The organism is Microbacterium phoenicis (assembly GCF_047302325.1).
Taxonomy (GTDB): Bacteria; Actinomycetota; Actinomycetes; order Actinomycetales; family Microbacteriaceae; genus Microbacterium.
Genome location: NZ_CP154849.1, coordinates 1259584 through 1276178, shown reverse-complemented (window position 1 = coordinate 1276178; position 16595 = coordinate 1259584). Strand labels below are relative to the sequence as shown.

At 71.1% G+C, this 16595-nt stretch carries 14 protein-coding genes; 6 read left to right on the top strand and 8 right to left on the bottom strand.

Annotation, left to right across the window (positions count from 1 at the left end; genetic code table 11):
* Positions 1–11 precede the first annotated feature (11 nt).
* Genes ABCU91_RS06220 through ABCU91_RS06200 form a run of 5 tightly spaced genes read right to left on the bottom strand, consistent with a single transcriptional unit; the run spans position 12 to position 4626 of the window.
* Positions 12–857, bottom strand: a complete 846-nt coding sequence (locus ABCU91_RS06220; protein ID WP_413355180.1) for a siderophore-interacting protein — start codon at positions 855–857, stop codon at positions 12–14.
* Complete coding sequence (locus ABCU91_RS06215) at positions 854–1669, bottom strand: ABC transporter ATP-binding protein (RefSeq protein WP_413355179.1); 816 nt, start codon at positions 1667–1669, stop codon at positions 854–856. The genes ABCU91_RS06220 and ABCU91_RS06215 overlap by 4 nt, the downstream gene beginning before the upstream one ends.
* The gene (locus ABCU91_RS06210; RefSeq protein ID WP_133398418.1) at positions 1662–2708 is read right to left on the bottom strand and encodes a FecCD family ABC transporter permease; all 1047 of its coding nucleotides are present in this window, start codon (positions 2706–2708) and stop codon (positions 1662–1664) included. Before ABCU91_RS06210 ends, ABCU91_RS06215 begins: the two co-directional genes overlap by 8 nt.
* A complete protein-coding gene (locus ABCU91_RS06205; RefSeq protein ID WP_133398419.1) occupies positions 2708–3712 on the bottom strand; it encodes a FecCD family ABC transporter permease in 1005 nt (334 codons plus the stop codon). Before ABCU91_RS06205 ends, ABCU91_RS06210 begins: the two co-directional genes overlap by 1 nt.
* Complete coding sequence (locus tag ABCU91_RS06200) at positions 3709–4626, bottom strand: iron-siderophore ABC transporter substrate-binding protein (protein ID WP_240741230.1); 918 nt, start codon at positions 4624–4626, stop codon at positions 3709–3711. The genes ABCU91_RS06205 and ABCU91_RS06200 overlap by 4 nt, the downstream gene beginning before the upstream one ends.
* A 114-nt stretch (positions 4627–4740) precedes the next feature.
* Between ABCU91_RS06200 and ABCU91_RS06195 the strand changes: the two genes are divergently transcribed.
* Positions 4741–5565 carry an HAD-IIA family hydrolase gene (locus tag ABCU91_RS06195; protein WP_091351940.1) on the top strand — a complete coding sequence of 275 codons (825 nt, stop codon included), beginning with the start codon at positions 4741–4743 and terminating at the stop codon, positions 5563–5565.
* On the opposite strand, the gene ABCU91_RS06190 is transcribed toward ABCU91_RS06195, so the two are convergent.
* Positions 5566–6063, bottom strand: coding sequence for a DUF427 domain-containing protein (locus tag ABCU91_RS06190; protein ID WP_091351938.1), 498 nt, complete (start codon positions 6061–6063; stop codon positions 5566–5568). It lies immediately after the preceding gene.
* Positions 6064–6136: 73 nt separating this feature from the next.
* On the opposite strand from ABCU91_RS06190, the gene ABCU91_RS06185 reads away from it, so the two are divergent.
* Positions 6137–6760: a helix-turn-helix transcriptional regulator gene (locus ABCU91_RS06185; RefSeq protein ID WP_091351936.1), complete on the top strand. Its 624-nt coding sequence runs from the start codon at positions 6137–6139 to the stop codon at positions 6758–6760.
* A 35-nt stretch (positions 6761–6795) separates the two neighbouring features.
* Here ABCU91_RS06185 and ABCU91_RS06180 read toward each other — a convergent pair whose 3' ends face one another.
* Positions 6796–9009, bottom strand: a complete 2214-nt coding sequence (locus tag ABCU91_RS06180) for a serine hydrolase (protein ID WP_413355178.1) — start codon at positions 9007–9009, stop codon at positions 6796–6798.
* A gap of 106 nt (positions 9010–9115) precedes the next feature.
* On the opposite strand from ABCU91_RS06180, the gene ABCU91_RS06175 reads away from it, so the two are divergent.
* Genes ABCU91_RS06175 through cydC form a run of 4 tightly spaced genes read left to right on the top strand, consistent with a single transcriptional unit; the run spans position 9116 to position 14906 of the window.
* A complete protein-coding gene (locus ABCU91_RS06175; RefSeq protein ID WP_091351934.1) occupies positions 9116–10543 on the top strand; it encodes a cytochrome ubiquinol oxidase subunit I in 1428 nt (475 codons plus the stop codon).
* A gap of 9 nt (positions 10544–10552) precedes the next feature.
* The gene (cydB, locus tag ABCU91_RS06170) at positions 10553–11587 is read left to right on the top strand and encodes a cytochrome d ubiquinol oxidase subunit II (protein ID WP_091351932.1); all 1035 of its coding nucleotides are present in this window, start codon (positions 10553–10555) and stop codon (positions 11585–11587) included.
* Between the two features lie 20 nt (positions 11588–11607).
* Positions 11608–13245: a thiol reductant ABC exporter subunit CydD gene (gene cydD / locus ABCU91_RS06165; RefSeq protein ID WP_413355177.1), complete on the top strand. Its 1638-nt coding sequence runs from the start codon at positions 11608–11610 to the stop codon at positions 13243–13245.
* On the top strand, positions 13242–14906 hold the full coding sequence (cydC, locus tag ABCU91_RS06160) for a thiol reductant ABC exporter subunit CydC (protein ID WP_413355176.1): 1665 nt from the start codon (positions 13242–13244) through the stop codon (positions 14904–14906). Before cydD ends, cydC begins: the two co-directional genes overlap by 4 nt.
* Positions 14907–14909: 3 nt before the next feature.
* Here the strand turns inward: cydC and ABCU91_RS06155 are convergent, their stop codons facing one another.
* Entirely contained in the window at positions 14910–16448 is a 1539-nt protein-coding gene (locus tag ABCU91_RS06155) for an SDR family oxidoreductase (protein WP_413355175.1), read from the bottom strand.
* Between the last annotated feature and the right edge of the window lie 147 nt (positions 16449–16595).

Sequence of the window (16595 nt, the reverse complement as noted above, 5' to 3'; positions counted from 1 at the left end):
CGCTCTCTCGCTCAGCCGATGAGCGGACCGCCCTCGCGCCAGTAGCCGAGAAACGACACCCGATCCTTCGGCACGTCGAGGCGCCCGGTGCGCAGGCGCCGGAGCGAGGTGACCGTGCCGGACTCCCCCGCCAGCCAGACGTAGACCTCGTCCCGCGGCAGATCCGCCGTGGCACTCGCCCACGCTGCGACAGCGCGCTCGAGTCCGCCTGCATCCTCCCGATCGATGCGTCGCACGCGGTGAGGCGAGACGACGTGCGGTGACAGCAGGTCGTCCGCGGGGGCCGCGGCATCCACCAGCACATCGGCGACGACGCCGCCCCGCAACGCCGACACGATGTTGCGCGCCGCGGGGTACGCGGTCTCGTCGGCGACGAGCAGCACACGACGCGCGGAACCGGGATGCCAGTGCACGCCGTATCCCGTCCAGCCCATGCGGCGGTCGGGTCCGGTCACGACGAGGCGGTCACCGGGACGAGCCGACGCCGCCCACGCGGAGGCCGGACCCGCAGGAGTGTGCAGGTACACGTCGACGTCGATCTCGCCGACGTCCGCCCGGATGGCCGCCGGCGTGTAGGTGCGGAGGACGTTCCGCTCGGACTCGTCGAGCTCCTTCCACCGGGTGTACCAGTCGGACGGATGCGGCGTCGGCTCCTCGAGCAGGCCGAAGTCCGCGAGCCCTCCGTCCGGCAGCGGCAGCACGAGCTTGATTCGTTGGTCGAGACCCCACTCCGCGAAGTTCCGCAGCGCGTCGCCTCGCAGCGTGATCCGGATGAACCGCATGCTCAGCCTCACGGTCGCGGCGACCTCCACCTCGAAGGCGCTGTATGCCCAGGGGCGTTCGAGGACTGCGGTCATGGTCGGACCTCCGCGGTGTGGGGCGCCCGGAGCGGGACGACGAGCGGCCCTCCCGTGACGGGATCGGGGATGACGGTGTTGGCGAGGCCGAAGACGGCCGTCACGGTCTCGCTCGTGACGACCTCTGCGGGCGACCCCTCGGCGATGACCCGCCCGTCGCGCATGGCGACGACGGTCGTCGCATAACGGGCCGCCTGATTGAGATCGTGCAGGACGGCGACGATCGTCCGCCCCTGCTCGTGGAGCGCCGCGAGGAGCTCGAGCAGCTCGACCTGATGAGCGACATCGAGATACGTGGTCGGCTCGTCGAGGAGCAGCACCTCGGTCTGCTGGGCGAGGACCATCGCGATCCACACCCGCTGGCGCTGGCCGCCCGACAAGGCATCGACGGGGCGGTCGGCCAGCTCGGTCGTCCCCGTCGCGGCGAGGGCGTCGACGACGGCCGACTCGTCCGCCGGTGACCAGGGCCGCAGCATCCCCCGATGCGGGTATCGACCCCGGGAGACGAGGTCGCGCACCGTGATCCCGTCAGGTGCGACGGCGGTCTGCGGCAGCAACCCCACCCGTCGCGCGAGTGTCTTGGCGGGGATCTGGGCGATCGACCGACCGTCGAGGACGACCTGCCCCTCCTCCGGAGCGAGCAGGCGCGCCAGGCCCCGCAGGAGCGTCGACTTGCCGCACGCGTTCGGGCCGATGATGACGGTGAACGAGCCGGGTTCGATCTGCAGGGAGAGCTGCTCGACGACACGGGTGTCGGCGTAGGCGAACGAGGCCCGGTCGACGGCGAGGGAGGCGGGAAAGCGATCAGGCACGACGACGGATCTCCAGGACGATGACGGACAGAAGGTAGAGGCCGCCGACCGAGACGGTGACGACACCGACCGGGAGGGGCGTCGGCAACGCATGCTGCGCGACGAGGTCGGAGGCGAGGAGCACGACTGCTCCGAAGAGCGCCGACAGCCCCAGCGGCAGCGACGGTGTGCGCGCGAGGCGGCGGGCGACCTGCGGGGCCGCGAGCGCGACGAAGGCGACGGGACCGGCGACGGTCGTGGCGGCCGAGACGAGGCCCACACCCAGGAGCAGAGCCACTGCCCGCACGGCGTGTGGACGGGCGCCCGTGGCGGACGCGAGGTCGTCACCGAGCTCGAGCTGCCGCATTCGCGGGACGAGGCAGAACGCCCCCACCGCGATCGGGAGGGCGGCCACGAGCGCCCCCGCGACGGGACCCGCTGCGACTCCGTTGAGCGACCCCGCGCCCCACGCCGACGCGAACATCGCGGTCTCGAGCTCGACCTGCAGCAACAACCACGTGTTCATCGATGCGAGCATCGCCGAGACCCCGATACCGACCACGATGATGCGGAAGCCCTGCAGACCTTCTCGCGAGGCCAGCACCTGGATCGCGACGGCCGTCAGGAGTCCTCCGACGAGCGAGCCGGCGACGAGGGCCTGCCAGCTCGCCGAGACGAGCACGAGGGTGAGCAGCATGCCGCTGAACGCGCCGCTCGATAGCCCCAGGATGTCGGGGCTCGCGAGCGGGTTGCGGGTGACGGTCTGGAAGAGCGCGCCTGCGATACCCAGGAGCGCCCCCACCCCGACCGCCGCGATCACGCGCGTCAGCCGCCAGTCGACGACCACGGTGTGTTCGATCCCTTCGCCTCCGCCCGCCAGGATCGTCGGGATCCGCTCGAGCGGCACGGGGAAGTCTCCGAGGATCAGCCCGAGCGTCGTCAGCGCGACGAGCACGACGGATGCCGCGGCTCCCACCGCGAGCACGCGGCGCGGTCGTGCGGCGGTGGGCCGAACCGGTCGCATCACCCGGCCCGAGCGGCCCATGGTGGTCGCCACCATCACAGAGCCCTCGCCGTCCGTCGACGCGCGAGCGCGATGAGGAGCGGCGCGCCGACGAAGGCGACGACGATCCCGACCGGGACCTCGGCGGGGGCGATGACGACGCGGCCGAGGACGTCGGCGCCGAGCACGAGGATGGGCCCGGCGAGAAGCGACATCGGCAGAACCGCCCGATGGTCGGGCCCCACGATCCACCGCACGGCGTGCGGGATCATGAGGCCGACGAACGAGATCGGCCCGGCGATCGCCGTGGCAGCTCCCGCGAGCAGGGTGACGGCCACGATCACCCCGACCCGGATGCGGCCGACGTCCACTCCCTGGGCGCGCGCGACGTCGTCACCGAGCGCCATCGCGTTGAGTCCGGGGGCGAGGACGAGCGCGAGGAGCGCCCCCGCGGCGGCGAAAGGCGCGATGGCTGCGAGGTCCTCCAGGCCCGCACCGAGCAGGGAGCCTGCGTTCCACCCGCGCATCCGGTCGAAGGCGTCGGGGTCGGTCAACGTGATGGCCGTCGTGATCCCCGAGAGGACGGCGCCGAGCGCGACGCCCGCGAGGACCAGGCGCACGGCCCCGCCCGTCCCGCTCGCGCCGATCACGTAGACCGCCATCGTCACCAGCAGCGCGCCGGCGAACGCCGGCCAGACGATCTCCCCCGCACCGGACAGACCGAACAGCGATACGCCGAGAGCGACGGCGAACGCCGCCCCCGCGCCGACCCCGAGGAGCCCCGGGTCGGCGAGGGGGTTGCGCGTGAACGCCTGCATCAGTGCTCCGGCCGCCCCGAGCGCCGCGCCGGCGACGAGGCCGACGACGGTGCGCGGCACCCGCAGGTCCCAGACGACGAACGCCGTCTCACTCGTCCCCCGGCCGGCGAGCGCATCGATCACCGCGGGCGGGGCGAGCGGGTTGGCGCCGAGCGCGAGCGAGGCGATGACGGCCACGGCGAGGATCAGCGCGACGGCACCGACTCCGAGGATGCTGCGCCCCGGACGTGCGGCAGCGGTCACCGGTTCGCGGAGAGGTACCGCTCGATGTCACCGAGGACGGCGGCAGCACCCTTCGGGCCGACTCCGGACACCCAGGTGCTCGTGTCGACCAGCGTGGCGTCGGGGAATGCGGTCGCGACGGCGGCGGGGATCGCGGAACGGTCGGCGACGTCGGCCGCCGTGACGAACACGTGGTCGGCCCTCGCGGATGCGACGTTCTCGGGCGACAGGTCCGCCTGCAGGCCGTCCTCCCACTCCTGGTCGGGGATGCTGAAGCCCACGCACTCGAGCAGGCTGCCGGCGAACGACACCGGGCCGTACAGGCTCAGCGTGGTCTCGTCGCGGGGCCGGATGAGCTGCACCGTCTGACCGGCGACGTCGTACTCGTCGCGGATGCGGGCGCACTCGTCGTCGACGCCGGTGAGGAGCTCGGCGACCTCGTCCTCGCGCCCCAGCGCCTCGCCGATGAGCGACGCGTTCTCGCGCCAGGGATCGGCCTGCGAGGCGATGAAGACGGTCGGCGCGATGGCGGTCAGCTGCTCGAAGAGCTCCGAGTGCCGGGACTCTGTGCCGAGGATCAGATCGGGCTTCAGTGCCGCGATCGCCTCGAGATCCGGCTCGGGGACGGTTCCGACGGGGGTGACGTCCTCCGCACCGAGGTACGCGGGGATCGAGGTCACATTGCCTGCGACGGCGGCACCGACCGGGGTGATGCCGACCGCCACCGCGGTGTCGAGCTCCAGGGGCTCGAGCGTCACGACACGGGCGGGCTCCTCGGGTACGTCCGTCGCACCGCGGGCGTGCTCGACGGACCGCGTTCCAGAGGCCGCCGAGGCCCCGGCGGGCTCGGGCGCGGTGGCGGCGGTGCAGCCCGCCAGGGCGAGCGCGATCATGCCGGCGGCGGAGGCGAGGACCAGTCGTGAACGAGGGGACATGTCGGGATGAGCCTTTCCTTGGAGCTAGGTAAGGTTAGCCTAACCACAAGAGCGTCGCGGGTTGGACCACCCGGCCCGCCGTGCGAGTCAGGGTCGCGGGCGTAGTGTGGACGCATGCGGACCCGCGCGGACATCGAGTGCTGGCTCACCGATATGGACGGTGTCCTCGTCCACGAGAACACGCCGATCCCCGGCGCTGCGGAGCTCCTCGAGCAATGGCGCGACGACGGCACCCCGTTCCTCGTCCTCACCAACAACTCGATCTTCACGCCGCGCGACCTCAGCGCGAGGCTCCGCGCGTCGGGGCTCGTGGTGCCCGAGGAGTCGATCTGGACGTCGGCGCTGGCCACCGCGGACTTCCTCGCCTCGCAGAAGCCGGGCGGCACGGCCTTCGTCATCGGCGAAGCCGGCCTCACGACCGCACTGCACGAGGCCGGTTTCATCATGACCGAGACGAGCCCCGACTACGTCGTCGTCGGCGAGACTCGGAACTACTCGTTCGAGGCCATCACCAAGGCGATCAGGTTCATCGGCGCCGGGTCGCGCTTCATCGCCACGAACCCCGACGCCACCGGTCCCTCCATGCAGGGCGTCCTCCCCGCGACCGGAGCGATCTCCGCGCTCATCACGAAGGCGACGGGCAAGGAGCCCTATGTCGTCGGAAAACCCAACCCCATGATGTTCCGATCGGCGCTCAACCGCATCGGCGCCCATTCCGAGAACACCGGGATGATCGGCGACCGCATGGACACCGACGTCGTCGCCGGCATCGAGGCAGGGCTCCACACCGTGCTGGTGCTCACCGGCATCAGCGACGCCGCGGAGATCGAGCGCTACCCGTTCCGACCCGACGAGATCCTGAGCTCCGTCGCCGACCTCGTCCGCGAGGAGCCCCTTGAGAGCGACTCGCCGGACGTGCAGCCTTCGCTCGGGCTCTGATCACCACCCCATCGAACCCGGGGCACCCTTGAACGGCCCGGCCACCTGAGACGTGATCCACCCGCCGTAGAACCGACCCGGTTGCGGGGTGACGACCTCGCCCGCGACCGTGCACTCGTCCATCTCCTGTGCGTAGACCGCCACGCGGTCGGCGAGCTCCTCGTATCCCGGCTCGGGGCTCGGGTAGTTCCATGCCGCGCCGGGCACAGTGCGTCCGCCGCCGTGGACGTCGAGGTACCGCGCGGCGCCCTTGAACTCGCAGAACGATGCTCCCTGCGCCCGAGTCAGTGCGCCGGGCACGAAGTCCGCGATCGGCAGGTAGTAGACCGGTGGGTGGCTCGTCTCCAGGACCCGCAGGGCTCCGGTCGTCGAGGCGATGCGCTCTCCGCCGAGGGTGATCGTCACGGTGCCCGGGACGGGTTCCACGCGAGGGGGCCGGGGATAGTCCCAGACGCTCTCCTGTCCCGGTCCGACCGGGTCGGGTGTGGGATGCCGCATGTCCTCCAGATTAAGGGCGGAATCCCACTCAAGGGGCGCCCCCGCAGGCCGAGCATCCCGCGATAATGGACCCATGACGGCCCGGCGCCCGACGGCCTACAACGCCATCTCCACGTCCTCGCGAGTGGAGATCCTCCACTTGCTGCAGACGACCCCGCAGCAGACCGTCGGCGAGCTCGTGAAGGCGACGAAGCTCCACCCCAATACCGTCCGCGAGCACCTGCAGCGCCTCATCGAACGCGGATTCGTCGCGACCGAGATCGAGAAGCGGACCGTTCGGGGCCGCCCACGCGTCTTCTACCGCGCGGTCGACGGGGTCAGCGTGTCGAGTCCCGAGCATCGGCGCAAGGTCCAGGCCGCCGTCGAACGGGGCGACCTCATGCGTCGCGTCATGCCGGATACGGCCGGATCGCTCACCGGAGAAGAGCAGCACCAACTCGACGCCCTCGTCGAACAGCTCCTGGACGGCGGGTTCGACCCGGAGATCGACGAGGACGGCCTCACGATCGACCTCACGCCCTGCGTGCACGCCGCCGACCAGGCCGACAACCGCGAGACGCTCTGCGATGTGCACCTGGGGCTAATGCAGGGCGCTCTCAGCGAGGCAGGCGGGCCGCTCGCCGTCGATGGGATGCGCTCGTCGTGCGATCCGCAGCAGTGCGTCATCCAGCTGCTCCGCCGTCGCCCCGAGGCCTGATGCCGACGCCCGGCTGACGCCGCAGCCCGCGGGAGTCAGTAACGCAGGTTGGTGCGGACGTGGTGGTAGTACAGCCACGCGTAACCGCCCCGCCAGTGCACCTTGTACCAGTGGCGTCGGGAGTCCGACACCTGCAGTGGCGTTCCCGACGGAATGGTGCCGGCGATGGTGCCCCCGGCCGAGCTGCGGTACCACGGGGTGTTCCGCACGGTGCGCACGTGAAGGTCGGAATGGGTCACGGCCGCTCCGAACGACCCGTTGAAGTGCGAGTACACGGTTCGCGCGATGTCCCGGATGCCGGCCTTCGACGCTCCGGGGGCGCCGATGACGGTGACCACGAACCGACTCGACGAGCTGCGGACCACGGCCGAGTCCGCCTGCAGCAACCCACCCGACACCCACAACGATCCGGGCTTGGACGCCTGGTACGCAGAGGCCGGCAGGCCGTTCGGCAGTCGCGAGCGGAAGAGCTGGGTGTGCATCAGGTTGAGCATGTGCCGGGTGTGCGTGGCGTTCAGCAGACGCCCCTCCTCCAGCCGCTTGAGCAGGTTCGTGAGGTCGTCGGAGGTCGTGCGGTTGCCCGCGTACAGCACGTCCTGCCCGCGCAGGACCTGCCCGTATGCGGTCCGGGAGTACCCTGCGGCCGCGATCTCCCTGTTCAACTGCGACAGGCCGATCCAGTGCACGAGGTCGGTGTGGCAGAAGTTGTCGGACATCCAGATCATCTCGCGCAGGCACTCACCCACTGTGAGACCCGACCCGAGCCGCGTGGACAGCGAACCCGCACCCCGCTCGATCCGCTTGTACGTTCCCCACGCGGCGAAGAGCTTCATCATGCTGGCGGGCTCGCGGCGCGTCGCGCCGCCCATGCTCACGGTCTCGCCGAGACCGCCGACCTCGCGAACGGTCACCGTGTACGACGAGGAGGAGTTCCGGTTCAGCGCGGACTGCAGCGAGGAGCGCAGCTTGTCCTGCCGGGTGGTGCGCACGGCGGTGCACCCCTTGCCCGTCTCGACCTCGGCGCGCAGTTGCGCCGTCGGACCGACGACGAGGACTTTGTCGCCCCGTCGCTGGAGCACCGCGGCGGAGGCATCCGACAGGCAGCGCTCGCCGCTGAAGTAGAGCGGCTGCCCCGTCGTGGCAGCGAGTGCGGTCGCGGCGGGTGAGCCGAATCCGGTCGCCTCGGCGGAAGCGGTGACCACCCCGCGGGTCGTCGTCGAGGGGTATTCGGCGGTCGCGGAGTCGGCGATGCCGGCGCGGTCGGCGCCGGCGAGCCTCGCGACGGTGAACCCCTCGCTGCGCAACGCGTTGCCGTAGGACGTGGGGAGCCCCGACGTCCCGTTCATGAAGACGATCTGTCGTGCACCGACGGCGCGCAGCGTGGCGAGTGCGCCGGGCGACGGCGGCCGCGCACCTTCGACCACGAGGAATCCGCTACCGGTGGCCGCGGCAGTCGCGGCCGCCACCGGTGCCGCAGCGAGCTGGCGCACGTCGACGAGGTAGACGGTCTCCGCGGTGGGGGTGGCCGCGACGAGTGCCTTCTGCGACAGCGACATGGTCGTGCCCGCGTCGACGCGCACCGAGGTGCGCCCGGCCGAGAGCCGGCTCACGACGGCATCCGAGACGGCAGCGCGCGAGCCCATCACGACGATCCGATCCGGCGCGAGACGAGTGATCTCCGACGCCGTCGCGGCGGGGACCGACCCGGTGTCCACGAGCAGCATCGGTCCACCGACCGAGCCCGCGACGTAGGCCGCGAGCTGCTGATCGGCAGCGCGCTGGGACGAGACGATGACGACCGTGCGCGCACCCCGGGGGTAGACCGCTTTGCTGATCCCGGCGGCGAGCGTGTACCGGGTGCTGCCGGTGAGTCGTACCGACGACGGGAGGACAGGGGTCGTCGCCTCTCCCAGTGCGGCGGCTGCTGCGGCCGAGGAATCGCGGGCGGCCGGAGGGGCGGGAGCCGGGCTGGGCGACGGCGACGGGCTCGGCGACGGCGAGGGCGAGGGCGAGGGCGAGGGCGAGGGCGAGGGCGAGGGTTCCGGCGTGGGCGTGGGCGTCGGGGTCGGCGACGGCTCGGTCGTCGCCGTCGGCGAAGGGGATGCCGTCGGGGTCGGTGAAGGCTCGGGCGCCGCACCTGCCACGGCGGGACCGGCCGTCAAGACGAGCACCGCGGTCACCCAGACCGCAGTGAAGGCTGTCGTCCGCCGCAGCATCGCGGGAACACGGGAACTGTCACCGCGAGTCATGTGGTCCACCGTAGGCGGAGGGCGCGGTGTTTTGCACGGCCCGATCCGATTCGGCGGGGAACCGGGCGTCGTACGGTCGGACCATACCCGTGGAAGGACCAAGCCCGTGGACTTTCTGGACCCGCTCATCCTGGCTCGCCTGCAGTTCGGACTGACGACGCTCTACCACTACCTGTTCGTGCCGTTGACGCTCGGCATGGCGCTCACCGTCGCGATCTTCCAGACGATCTGGCACCGCACCGGCGACGTGAAATGGCTGCATCTCACCCGCCTGTTCGGCAAGATCTTCCTGATCAACTTCGCGATGGGCGTGGTCACCGGCATCGTGCAGGAGTTCCAGTTCGGCATGAACTGGTCGGACTACTCCCGCTTCGTCGGCGACGTGTTCGGCGCTCCGCTCGCCTTCGAAGGGCTCATGGCCTTCTTCTTCGAGGCGACCTTCATCGGATTGTGGATCTTCGGGTGGGACAAGCTGCCCCGCCGCATCCATCTGCTCACCATCTGGGCCACCGCGTTCGGGTCGATCCTGTCGGCCTACTTCATCCTCACCGCCAACGCGTTCATGCAGAACCCGATCGGGTACCAGCTGAATCCCGAGACCGGCCGGGCGGAACTGAAGAACTTCTTCGAGCTCCTCACCAATCCGGTGGCGCTCGCCGCCTTCCCGCACACGATCTTCTCGGCGTTCATGTTCGCCGCCGCCGTCATCATCGCCGTCGCCGCGTGGCACCTCCGCCGCGGCCAGCACGTCGAGACGATGCGGCCTGCACTCCGCTACGGCATGTGGTTCATGATCATCTCCTTCGCCGGCACCGCGATCAGCGGCGACCAGCTGGGACTCGTCATGGTCGAGACCCAGCCTATGAAGATGGCCGCCGCCGAGGCGCTGTGGAACAGTGCCTGCGGCGCCGACGCGTCCTTCTCGATCTTCTCCATCGGCACCCCGGACGGCACCGCCGAGGTCTGGTCGCTCCGCGTCCCCTACTTGCTCTCGTTCCTCTCCACGCACACGCTCGACGGCTGCGTCGAAGGCCTCAACGACCTGCAGTCCGAGTACACCGCGCAGTACGGCGCCGGCATCGACTACATGCCCGAGATCTGGGTCACCTACTGGTCGTTCCGTTGGATGATGGGCTTCGGTGGCATCGCCACCCTCATCTCGGTCGCCGGCCTCTGGGTCACCCGCAGGAAGGCGACGCGTCCCGTCGCCGGGTGGATGTGGCGCGTCGCCATCTGGTCCGCACCGCTCCCGCTGTTCGGCAGCCTCGTCGGCTGGATCTTCACCGAGATGGGCCGCCAGCCCTGGATCGTCTTCGGCCTCATGCACACCTCCGACGGCGTCTCGCCCAACGTCCCCGCCTGGACCGTGCTCATCTCCCTGATCGCCTTCACCGCGATTTACGCGGCGCTCGCCGTCGTCGAGTTCCGCCTCATCCTGAAAGCCGCGCAGAAGGGCCCGGATCCCCTGCCCGGTCCCGATGACCCCGACCCTCGGGACCTGCCGGTCGATCAGACCCCCTCGACGGTCTACTAGGAGCACGCCATGGATCTCGCCTACCTCTGGTTCTTCATCGTCGGGGTGTTCTTCGTCGGCTACTTCGTGCTCGACGGCTTCGACTTCGGCGTCGGGATGAGCCTGCCGTTCCTCGGTCGCGACGAGGTGTCGCGACGCCAGGTCATCAACACGATCGGTCCCGTGTGGGACCTCAACGAGACCTGGGTCATCGTCGCCGGCGCCTGCCTGTTCGCCGCGTTCCCGGAGTGGTACGCCACGCTCTTCAGCGGGTTCTACCTGCCGTTGCTGCTCATCCTGCTCGCCCTGATCCTGCGCGGCGTCTCGTTCGAGTACCGCCATCAGCGCGAGGGACTGGCCTGGAAGCGCGGCTTCGACCGGATGATCGTGATCGGCTCGGTGGTTCCGGCGCTCCTGTGGGGCGTCGCGTTCGGCAACATCGTGCAGGGCGTCCCGATCGACGCCGACAAGAACGTCACCGGCACCCTCCTCGACCTGCTGAATCCGTACGCCCTCTGCGTCGGCATCACGACGCTCCTCCTGTTCTTCCTCCACGGCGTGTACTTCGTCGGACTGAAGGCCGACGGTCAGGTGAAAGAAGACGCCCACCGTCTCGCCCGCCGTGCCGCCCTGCCGACGATCGTCTTCGCGGCGGCGACCGTCGTCTGGACGACGCTCATCTCGATGGAGCGCGACGCTCCCCTGGTGGCTGCCGTCATCGCGTGCGGCGTCATCGCCGCGCTCGCTCTGCTCGCCTCGGCCGTCGCGAACGTCCGCCACCGCGACGGGTGGGCCTTCGCCCTGGGAGCGGCGACCATCGTCACCGCGGTCCTGATGCTCTGGTTCGCCCTCTTCCCCTACGTCATGCCCTCCTCGACCGACCCGGCGAACTCGCTGACGATCGAGAACGCGTCGAGCACCGACTACACGCTGACGGTCATGACCTGGGCGGCGGTCATCTTCCTGCCCGGAATCCTCGCCTACCAGGCCTGGACCTACTGGGTGTTCCGCAAGCGCATCACGCGGGTGCAGATCGAGAAGGCGGATGCCGCGGCCGCTCACTGAGCACGCGGGAGGAACGCGCCATGCCAGATGAGGCCACGCCGAGGCAGCCACCGGTCGACCCGCGGCTGTGGCGGTACGCGACGGCATCCCGCTCGTTCTTCGTCGCCATCGCGCTGCTGTCACTCCTGCAGACGGCGGCGATCATCGGCTTCGCCTTCTTCACGACCCGCGCGATCGTGGATGCGATCGCCGGGGCCGATATCGCGGGGACCCTCGTCGCCCTGGCCGGTGTGGTGCTCGCCCGGTCCGTCCTGTCGCTCCTGCGCGAGCGGGTCGCGGCCCGGGCGTCCGCCCGGGTCGAGTCGCAACTGAGGGAGGCGGTGCTCGACGGCGTCGCCCGGCTGGGCCCGGGTTGGACCGCGACGCGCAGCACGTCGCACCTCGCGCTCGTCGCGGGTCGGGGACTCGACGCGCTCGAACCGTACGTCGGCCGGTACCTGCCGCAGCTCGTGCAGACCGTGATCGCGACGCCGATCATCGTCGCGGTGATGTGGTCCGCCGATGCGATCTCGGGGCTCACGGTGCTCCTCACCCTCCCCCTCATCCCGATCTTCATGATCCTCATCGGCCTCGCGACGCGCTCCGTGCAGCGACGGCAGTGGGACACCCTCGCCCGGCTCGCGACACGGTTCTCCGACACCGTCCAGGGGCTGTCGACGCTCACGGTGTTCGGCCGTCAGCGTCGCGCTGCCGACGCGATCGAGCGGGTCACCGACGACTACCGCCGCGAGACGATGACGGTGCTGCGCGTGTCGTTCCTCTCGGGTTTCGCGCTGGAGTTCCTCGCCTCGATCTCGGTCGCGATCGTCGCAGTTGCCATCGGGTTCCGTCTGATCGACGGCTCGCTGACGTTGAGCGTGGGCCTGTTCGTCCTCCTCCTCGCGCCCGACGCCTTCCTGCCCCTGCGGCAGGTCGGCGTGCAGTTCCACGCCTCGAGCGAGGGTGTCGCGGCAACGCGGGACGTCTTCGCCGTGCTCGACGAGGCGGCCGCGGCATCCGCTGCTCCTGCGCCGGGAGCCGCGCCGACCAGGCCGGATCACACGCTGCGAGTGCTGGACGTGCGCGTACGCGACCTGCCGCCCGTGACCCTGGACGCGCGCTCGGGAGAGATCGTGCTGATCGAGGGGCCGAGTGGGGCCGGCAAATCGAGTCTCGTGCAGGCACTCCTCGGGTTCGCGCCCACGACGGGTCGCATCGAGTTCGACGACGCCCCGGTCGCCTCCCTGGCACCGTCGTCGTGGCTCGGGTGGGCGGGCCAGCGCGCGGGTCTGGCCGCCGGCACCATCGCGCAGAACATCCGCCTCGGCGACGACGACATGCCCGCCGAAACGGTTCGCGAGGCCCTCGGGCTCGTGGGTCTCGGCGACCTCGATCCCGACCGGATGCTCGGGGTGCAGGGGGCGGGACTGTCAGGAGGTCAGGCCCAGCGCGTCGCCGTCGCCCGAGCGCTCGCCCGCCACCTGCGCGGCCACGCTCCCGTGCTCGCGCTCGACGAGCCGTCTGCCGCTCTCGACGCCGCCGCAGAGAGCCATCTGTGGCGCTCGCTGCGTCAGGTGGCGGATGCCGGGGCGCTGATCCTCCTGGTCTCGCACCGCGAGAGCGCCCGGGCCATCGCCGACCGCGTCGTGCGCCTGAGCGCGGCGGAGGTGGCCTCGTGACGACCACGAGCGAGGTGCTGAGCGACGCGATTCCGACACCGCGGCGGTTCTGGCGGGCGCTCGCGTCGGGGTTCCTGTCCGAGGCATCGGCCGTGGCGCTCCTCGCGGTGAGCGCGTGGCTGATCGTCCGCGCCTCGGAACAGCCGCTCGTCATGTACGTCACGATGGCGGTCGTGGGCGTTCGCGCCTTCGCCCTCTCGCGGGCCTTCTTCCGCTACACCGAGCGCCTGTCGAGTCACGACGCCGTCCTCCGACAGCTCGCCCGAACGCGTACCGGCCTCGTGCGACGGCTGCTCCCGCACGCCCCCGCCGGTCTCACCTCGTCCTCCCGCGGTGACGCCTCCGCCGCGCTCGTCGACGACGTCGACGACCTGCAGGATCTGCCTCTCCGCGTGATCCTGCCGCTCGTGTCGTCCGCCACCGTGGCGGTGGGATCGGTCATCCTCGTCGCCCTCGTATGGTGGCCGGCCGCCCTCACGCTGCTGGGGTGCCTCGTCGGCGCCGCGCTCGCGGCGCTCGCGTGGGGCTGGGCGGCGGGCGCCCGTGCCGAGCTGTCGATCGCCCCCCTGCGCGCCCGGCTCCGCGACGTCGTCCTCGACCACCTCTCCCGCCTCGACGTGCTCGTCGCCTTCGGCGCGGAGGACGCCTCGCGCGCCGCGGTCCGGAAGGCGGATGCCGCCCTCCGCCGCGCGGTCCTGCGGCGGGCGGGCGCCCAGGCGGGCACGGCGGCGCTCGTCTCGCTCGCCGCGGGCGGCGCGACGGTCGCCGCCCTCCTCGTCGCCGCTCCCGCCGCGGGGGGCGGCGGCCTCTCCGGCCCGGCGCTCGGCGTGGCGGTTCTCGTTCCGATGGCGGTGTTCGAGGTGTTCACGGCCGTTCCGCTCGCCGCATCCGCATGGCGGCACGTGCGGGCCGCGGCATCCCGTGTCGCGAAGGTTGTCCCGGCGACGGTGCCCGCCGAGATCCCGGCACAGGGAACGTCGACGGGCGAGGCCCCGTCGCTGGGCGACGGGCTCCGGCTGCGCGGCGTCGACGTCCGCTGGCCGGGCGCGACCGAGGCCGCGCTCACGGGCGTCGACCTCGACGTCCGCCCCGGCGAGCGCCTCCACATCGTCGGCGCGAGCGGCGCCGGCAAGTCGACGCTCGCCCACGCCCTCGTGAGGTTCCTGGCCGTCAGCGGCGAGTACTCGATCGGCGGAAGACCGGTGGACGAGATCGCGCCCGACGACCTGCGCCTGACCGTGGGACTGTGCGAGCAGCATCCGATGCTCTTCGACGAGGACATCCGGCAGAACCTGCTCTTCTCGCGCGACACCGCAACCGACGCGGAGCTCGAGGCTGTGCTGGGGCGGGTCGGGCTCGGCGACTGGCTTCGCGCGCGTGGCGGACTCGATGCCCGGGTCGGCGAGCGCGGCGCCCTCGTGTCGGGCGGTCAAGCCCAGCGCATCTCGCTCGCGCGGGCGCTTCTGCGCGGGTTCCCCGTCCTGATCCTGGACGAGCCGACCGCGGGGGTGGACCCTGAAGCGGCCGATGCGCTCCTCACCGATCTGCTGGAAGCCGTCGACGATTCGCACGCGGTCGTGCTCATCTCGCACGCCGCGGTCCCGGCATCCCTCGTCGACCGCACGGTGCGGGTCGCCGGCGGACGGCTGACGAACCCCTGAGCCTCAGCCTGTCGGGGCCTCGCGCTCCGCCGCCGCGGCGATGCGGTTCGCCATACCCGCGAAGATGAACCCGTGGAAGGGGAGGACGGCGAACCAGTAGAGCCGACCGGCGAGCCCGGTCGGGAAGAAGACGGCACGCTGGTCGTATCGCGAGCCCGAGCCGTCGGGCGTCGCCCGCAGCTCGAGCCAGGCGAGTCCCGGCACCTTCATCTCGGCGCGGAGCCTGAGCAGATGCCCCTCCTCGACGGCTTCGACCCGCCAGAAGTCGATCGCGTCCCCCGCAGCGACCTTGCCGCGGCTGCGACGGCCGCGCTGCAGGCCGACACCGCCCACGAGGCGATCCATCCAGCCGCGAACGGCCCAGAGGAACGGTGACGAGTACCAGCCGTTCTCCCCGCCGATTCCGACGATGACGCGCCACAGCTGCTCGGGGCTGGCCGACGTCTTCGCGGACTGCTCGTCCGTGAAGACGAGCCGGCCCGCCCACTCGGGATCGCTCGGCAGCGGGTCGCTGGGAACCGACGAGACCTCCGCGTCCTGCCAGCTGGTCTCCACGGCGTCCGCTTCGACCTTGCGGAGAGCCAGCCGCACCGACTCGCGATACGGCGTGAGTCCGCCCTCGGGGCGCGGCAGCAGGTCGTCGACGTCGTGGTCGTCCATGATGCACTCGTTCTGCAGCGATGCGATGAGCGGACGGGCGATCGAGCGCGGCACCGGCGTCACGAGGTTCACCCAGTGCGAGGCGAGCCCGGGAGTCAGCACGGGCAGGGCCGCGATCGCCCGCTGGCGGAGCCCGGCCTCGACGGCGTACCCGTTCATCATCTGGCCGTAGCGCAGCACATCCGGGCCGCCGATGTCGACCGCCCGGTTGACCTCCGGATCCACGTGGGCCGCGGCGAGCAGATAGTGCAGCACGTCGCGGACGGCGATCGGCTGGATGCGGTTGCGCACCCACTTCGGCGCCGGCATGTACGGCAGCACGTCGGTCAGGTGACGGACCATCTCGAACGAGGCCGAACCCGACCCGATGACGACACCGGCCTGCAGGACGAGCGTCGGCGCACCGCTGTGCAGCAGTGTCTCGCCCACCTCGACCCGCGAGCGCAGGTGGGGACTCAGCTCGACGCCGTCCGGGTGCAGACCCCCGAGGTACACGATCCGTCGAACGGATGCCTCTGCCGCCGCATCGGCGACGGTCTCGGCCGCGCGCAGATCCTTCGTCTCGAAGTCGTCGCCGCCACCCATCGAATGGACGAGGTAGTACAGCACGTCGACATCGTCGACCGCCCGGGTCACGGCATCCACGTCTTCGGCAGCGCCCTCGACGACCTCGACATCACCGCCCCACACGAAAGCCGCGAGTCGCGCCGGCGTGCGGACGAGGACCCGCACGCGGTATCCCGCCGACAGCAGCCGCGGGACGAGCCGCCCGCCGAGGTATCCGGTAGCACCGAGGACGAGTGCACGAGGCGCGGACCCGTCCGGTCGGGGCTGCGCGACGAGGGCCGGTTCACGGCCGGTGGGGGCGGAGAGCTCGCTCATGTCGCCACGATAGACCGGTCTGGTGAGGGGCCGGCCCCCGCTCAGCGGGCTGCGTTTGTCAAGAGACACGCAGCCGGATGCACGGGGACGATCCGATACGTACCGTGGAGAGATGGCCAGGTCATCCCGCCCCTCGGTACCCCCGTC

Coding starts and splice junctions, on each gene's coding strand:
- ABCU91_RS06155 (WP_413355175.1), bottom strand. CDS start 16,448: ATGAGCGAGCTCTCCGCCCCCACCGGCCGTGAACCGGCCCTCGTCGCG.
- ABCU91_RS06180 (WP_413355178.1), bottom strand. CDS start 9,009: ATGACTCGCGGTGACAGTTCCCGTGTTCCCGCGATGCTGCGGCGGACG.
- ABCU91_RS06210 (WP_133398418.1), bottom strand. CDS start 2,708: ATGGTGGCGACCACCATGGGCCGCTCGGGCCGGGTGATGCGACCGGTT.
- ABCU91_RS06185 (WP_091351936.1), top strand. CDS start 6,137: ATGACGGCCCGGCGCCCGACGGCCTACAACGCCATCTCCACGTCCTCG.
- ABCU91_RS06200 (WP_240741230.1), bottom strand. CDS start 4,626: ATGTCCCCTCGTTCACGACTGGTCCTCGCCTCCGCCGCCGGCATGATC.
- ABCU91_RS06190 (WP_091351938.1), bottom strand. CDS start 6,063: ATGCGGCATCCCACACCCGACCCGGTCGGACCGGGACAGGAGAGCGTC.
- ABCU91_RS06195 (WP_091351940.1), top strand. CDS start 4,741: ATGCGGACCCGCGCGGACATCGAGTGCTGGCTCACCGATATGGACGGT.
- ABCU91_RS06220 (WP_413355180.1), bottom strand. CDS start 857: ATGACCGCAGTCCTCGAACGCCCCTGGGCATACAGCGCCTTCGAGGTG.
- cydB (WP_091351932.1), top strand. CDS start 10,553: ATGGATCTCGCCTACCTCTGGTTCTTCATCGTCGGGGTGTTCTTCGTC.
- cydD (WP_413355177.1), top strand. CDS start 11,608: ATGCCAGATGAGGCCACGCCGAGGCAGCCACCGGTCGACCCGCGGCTG.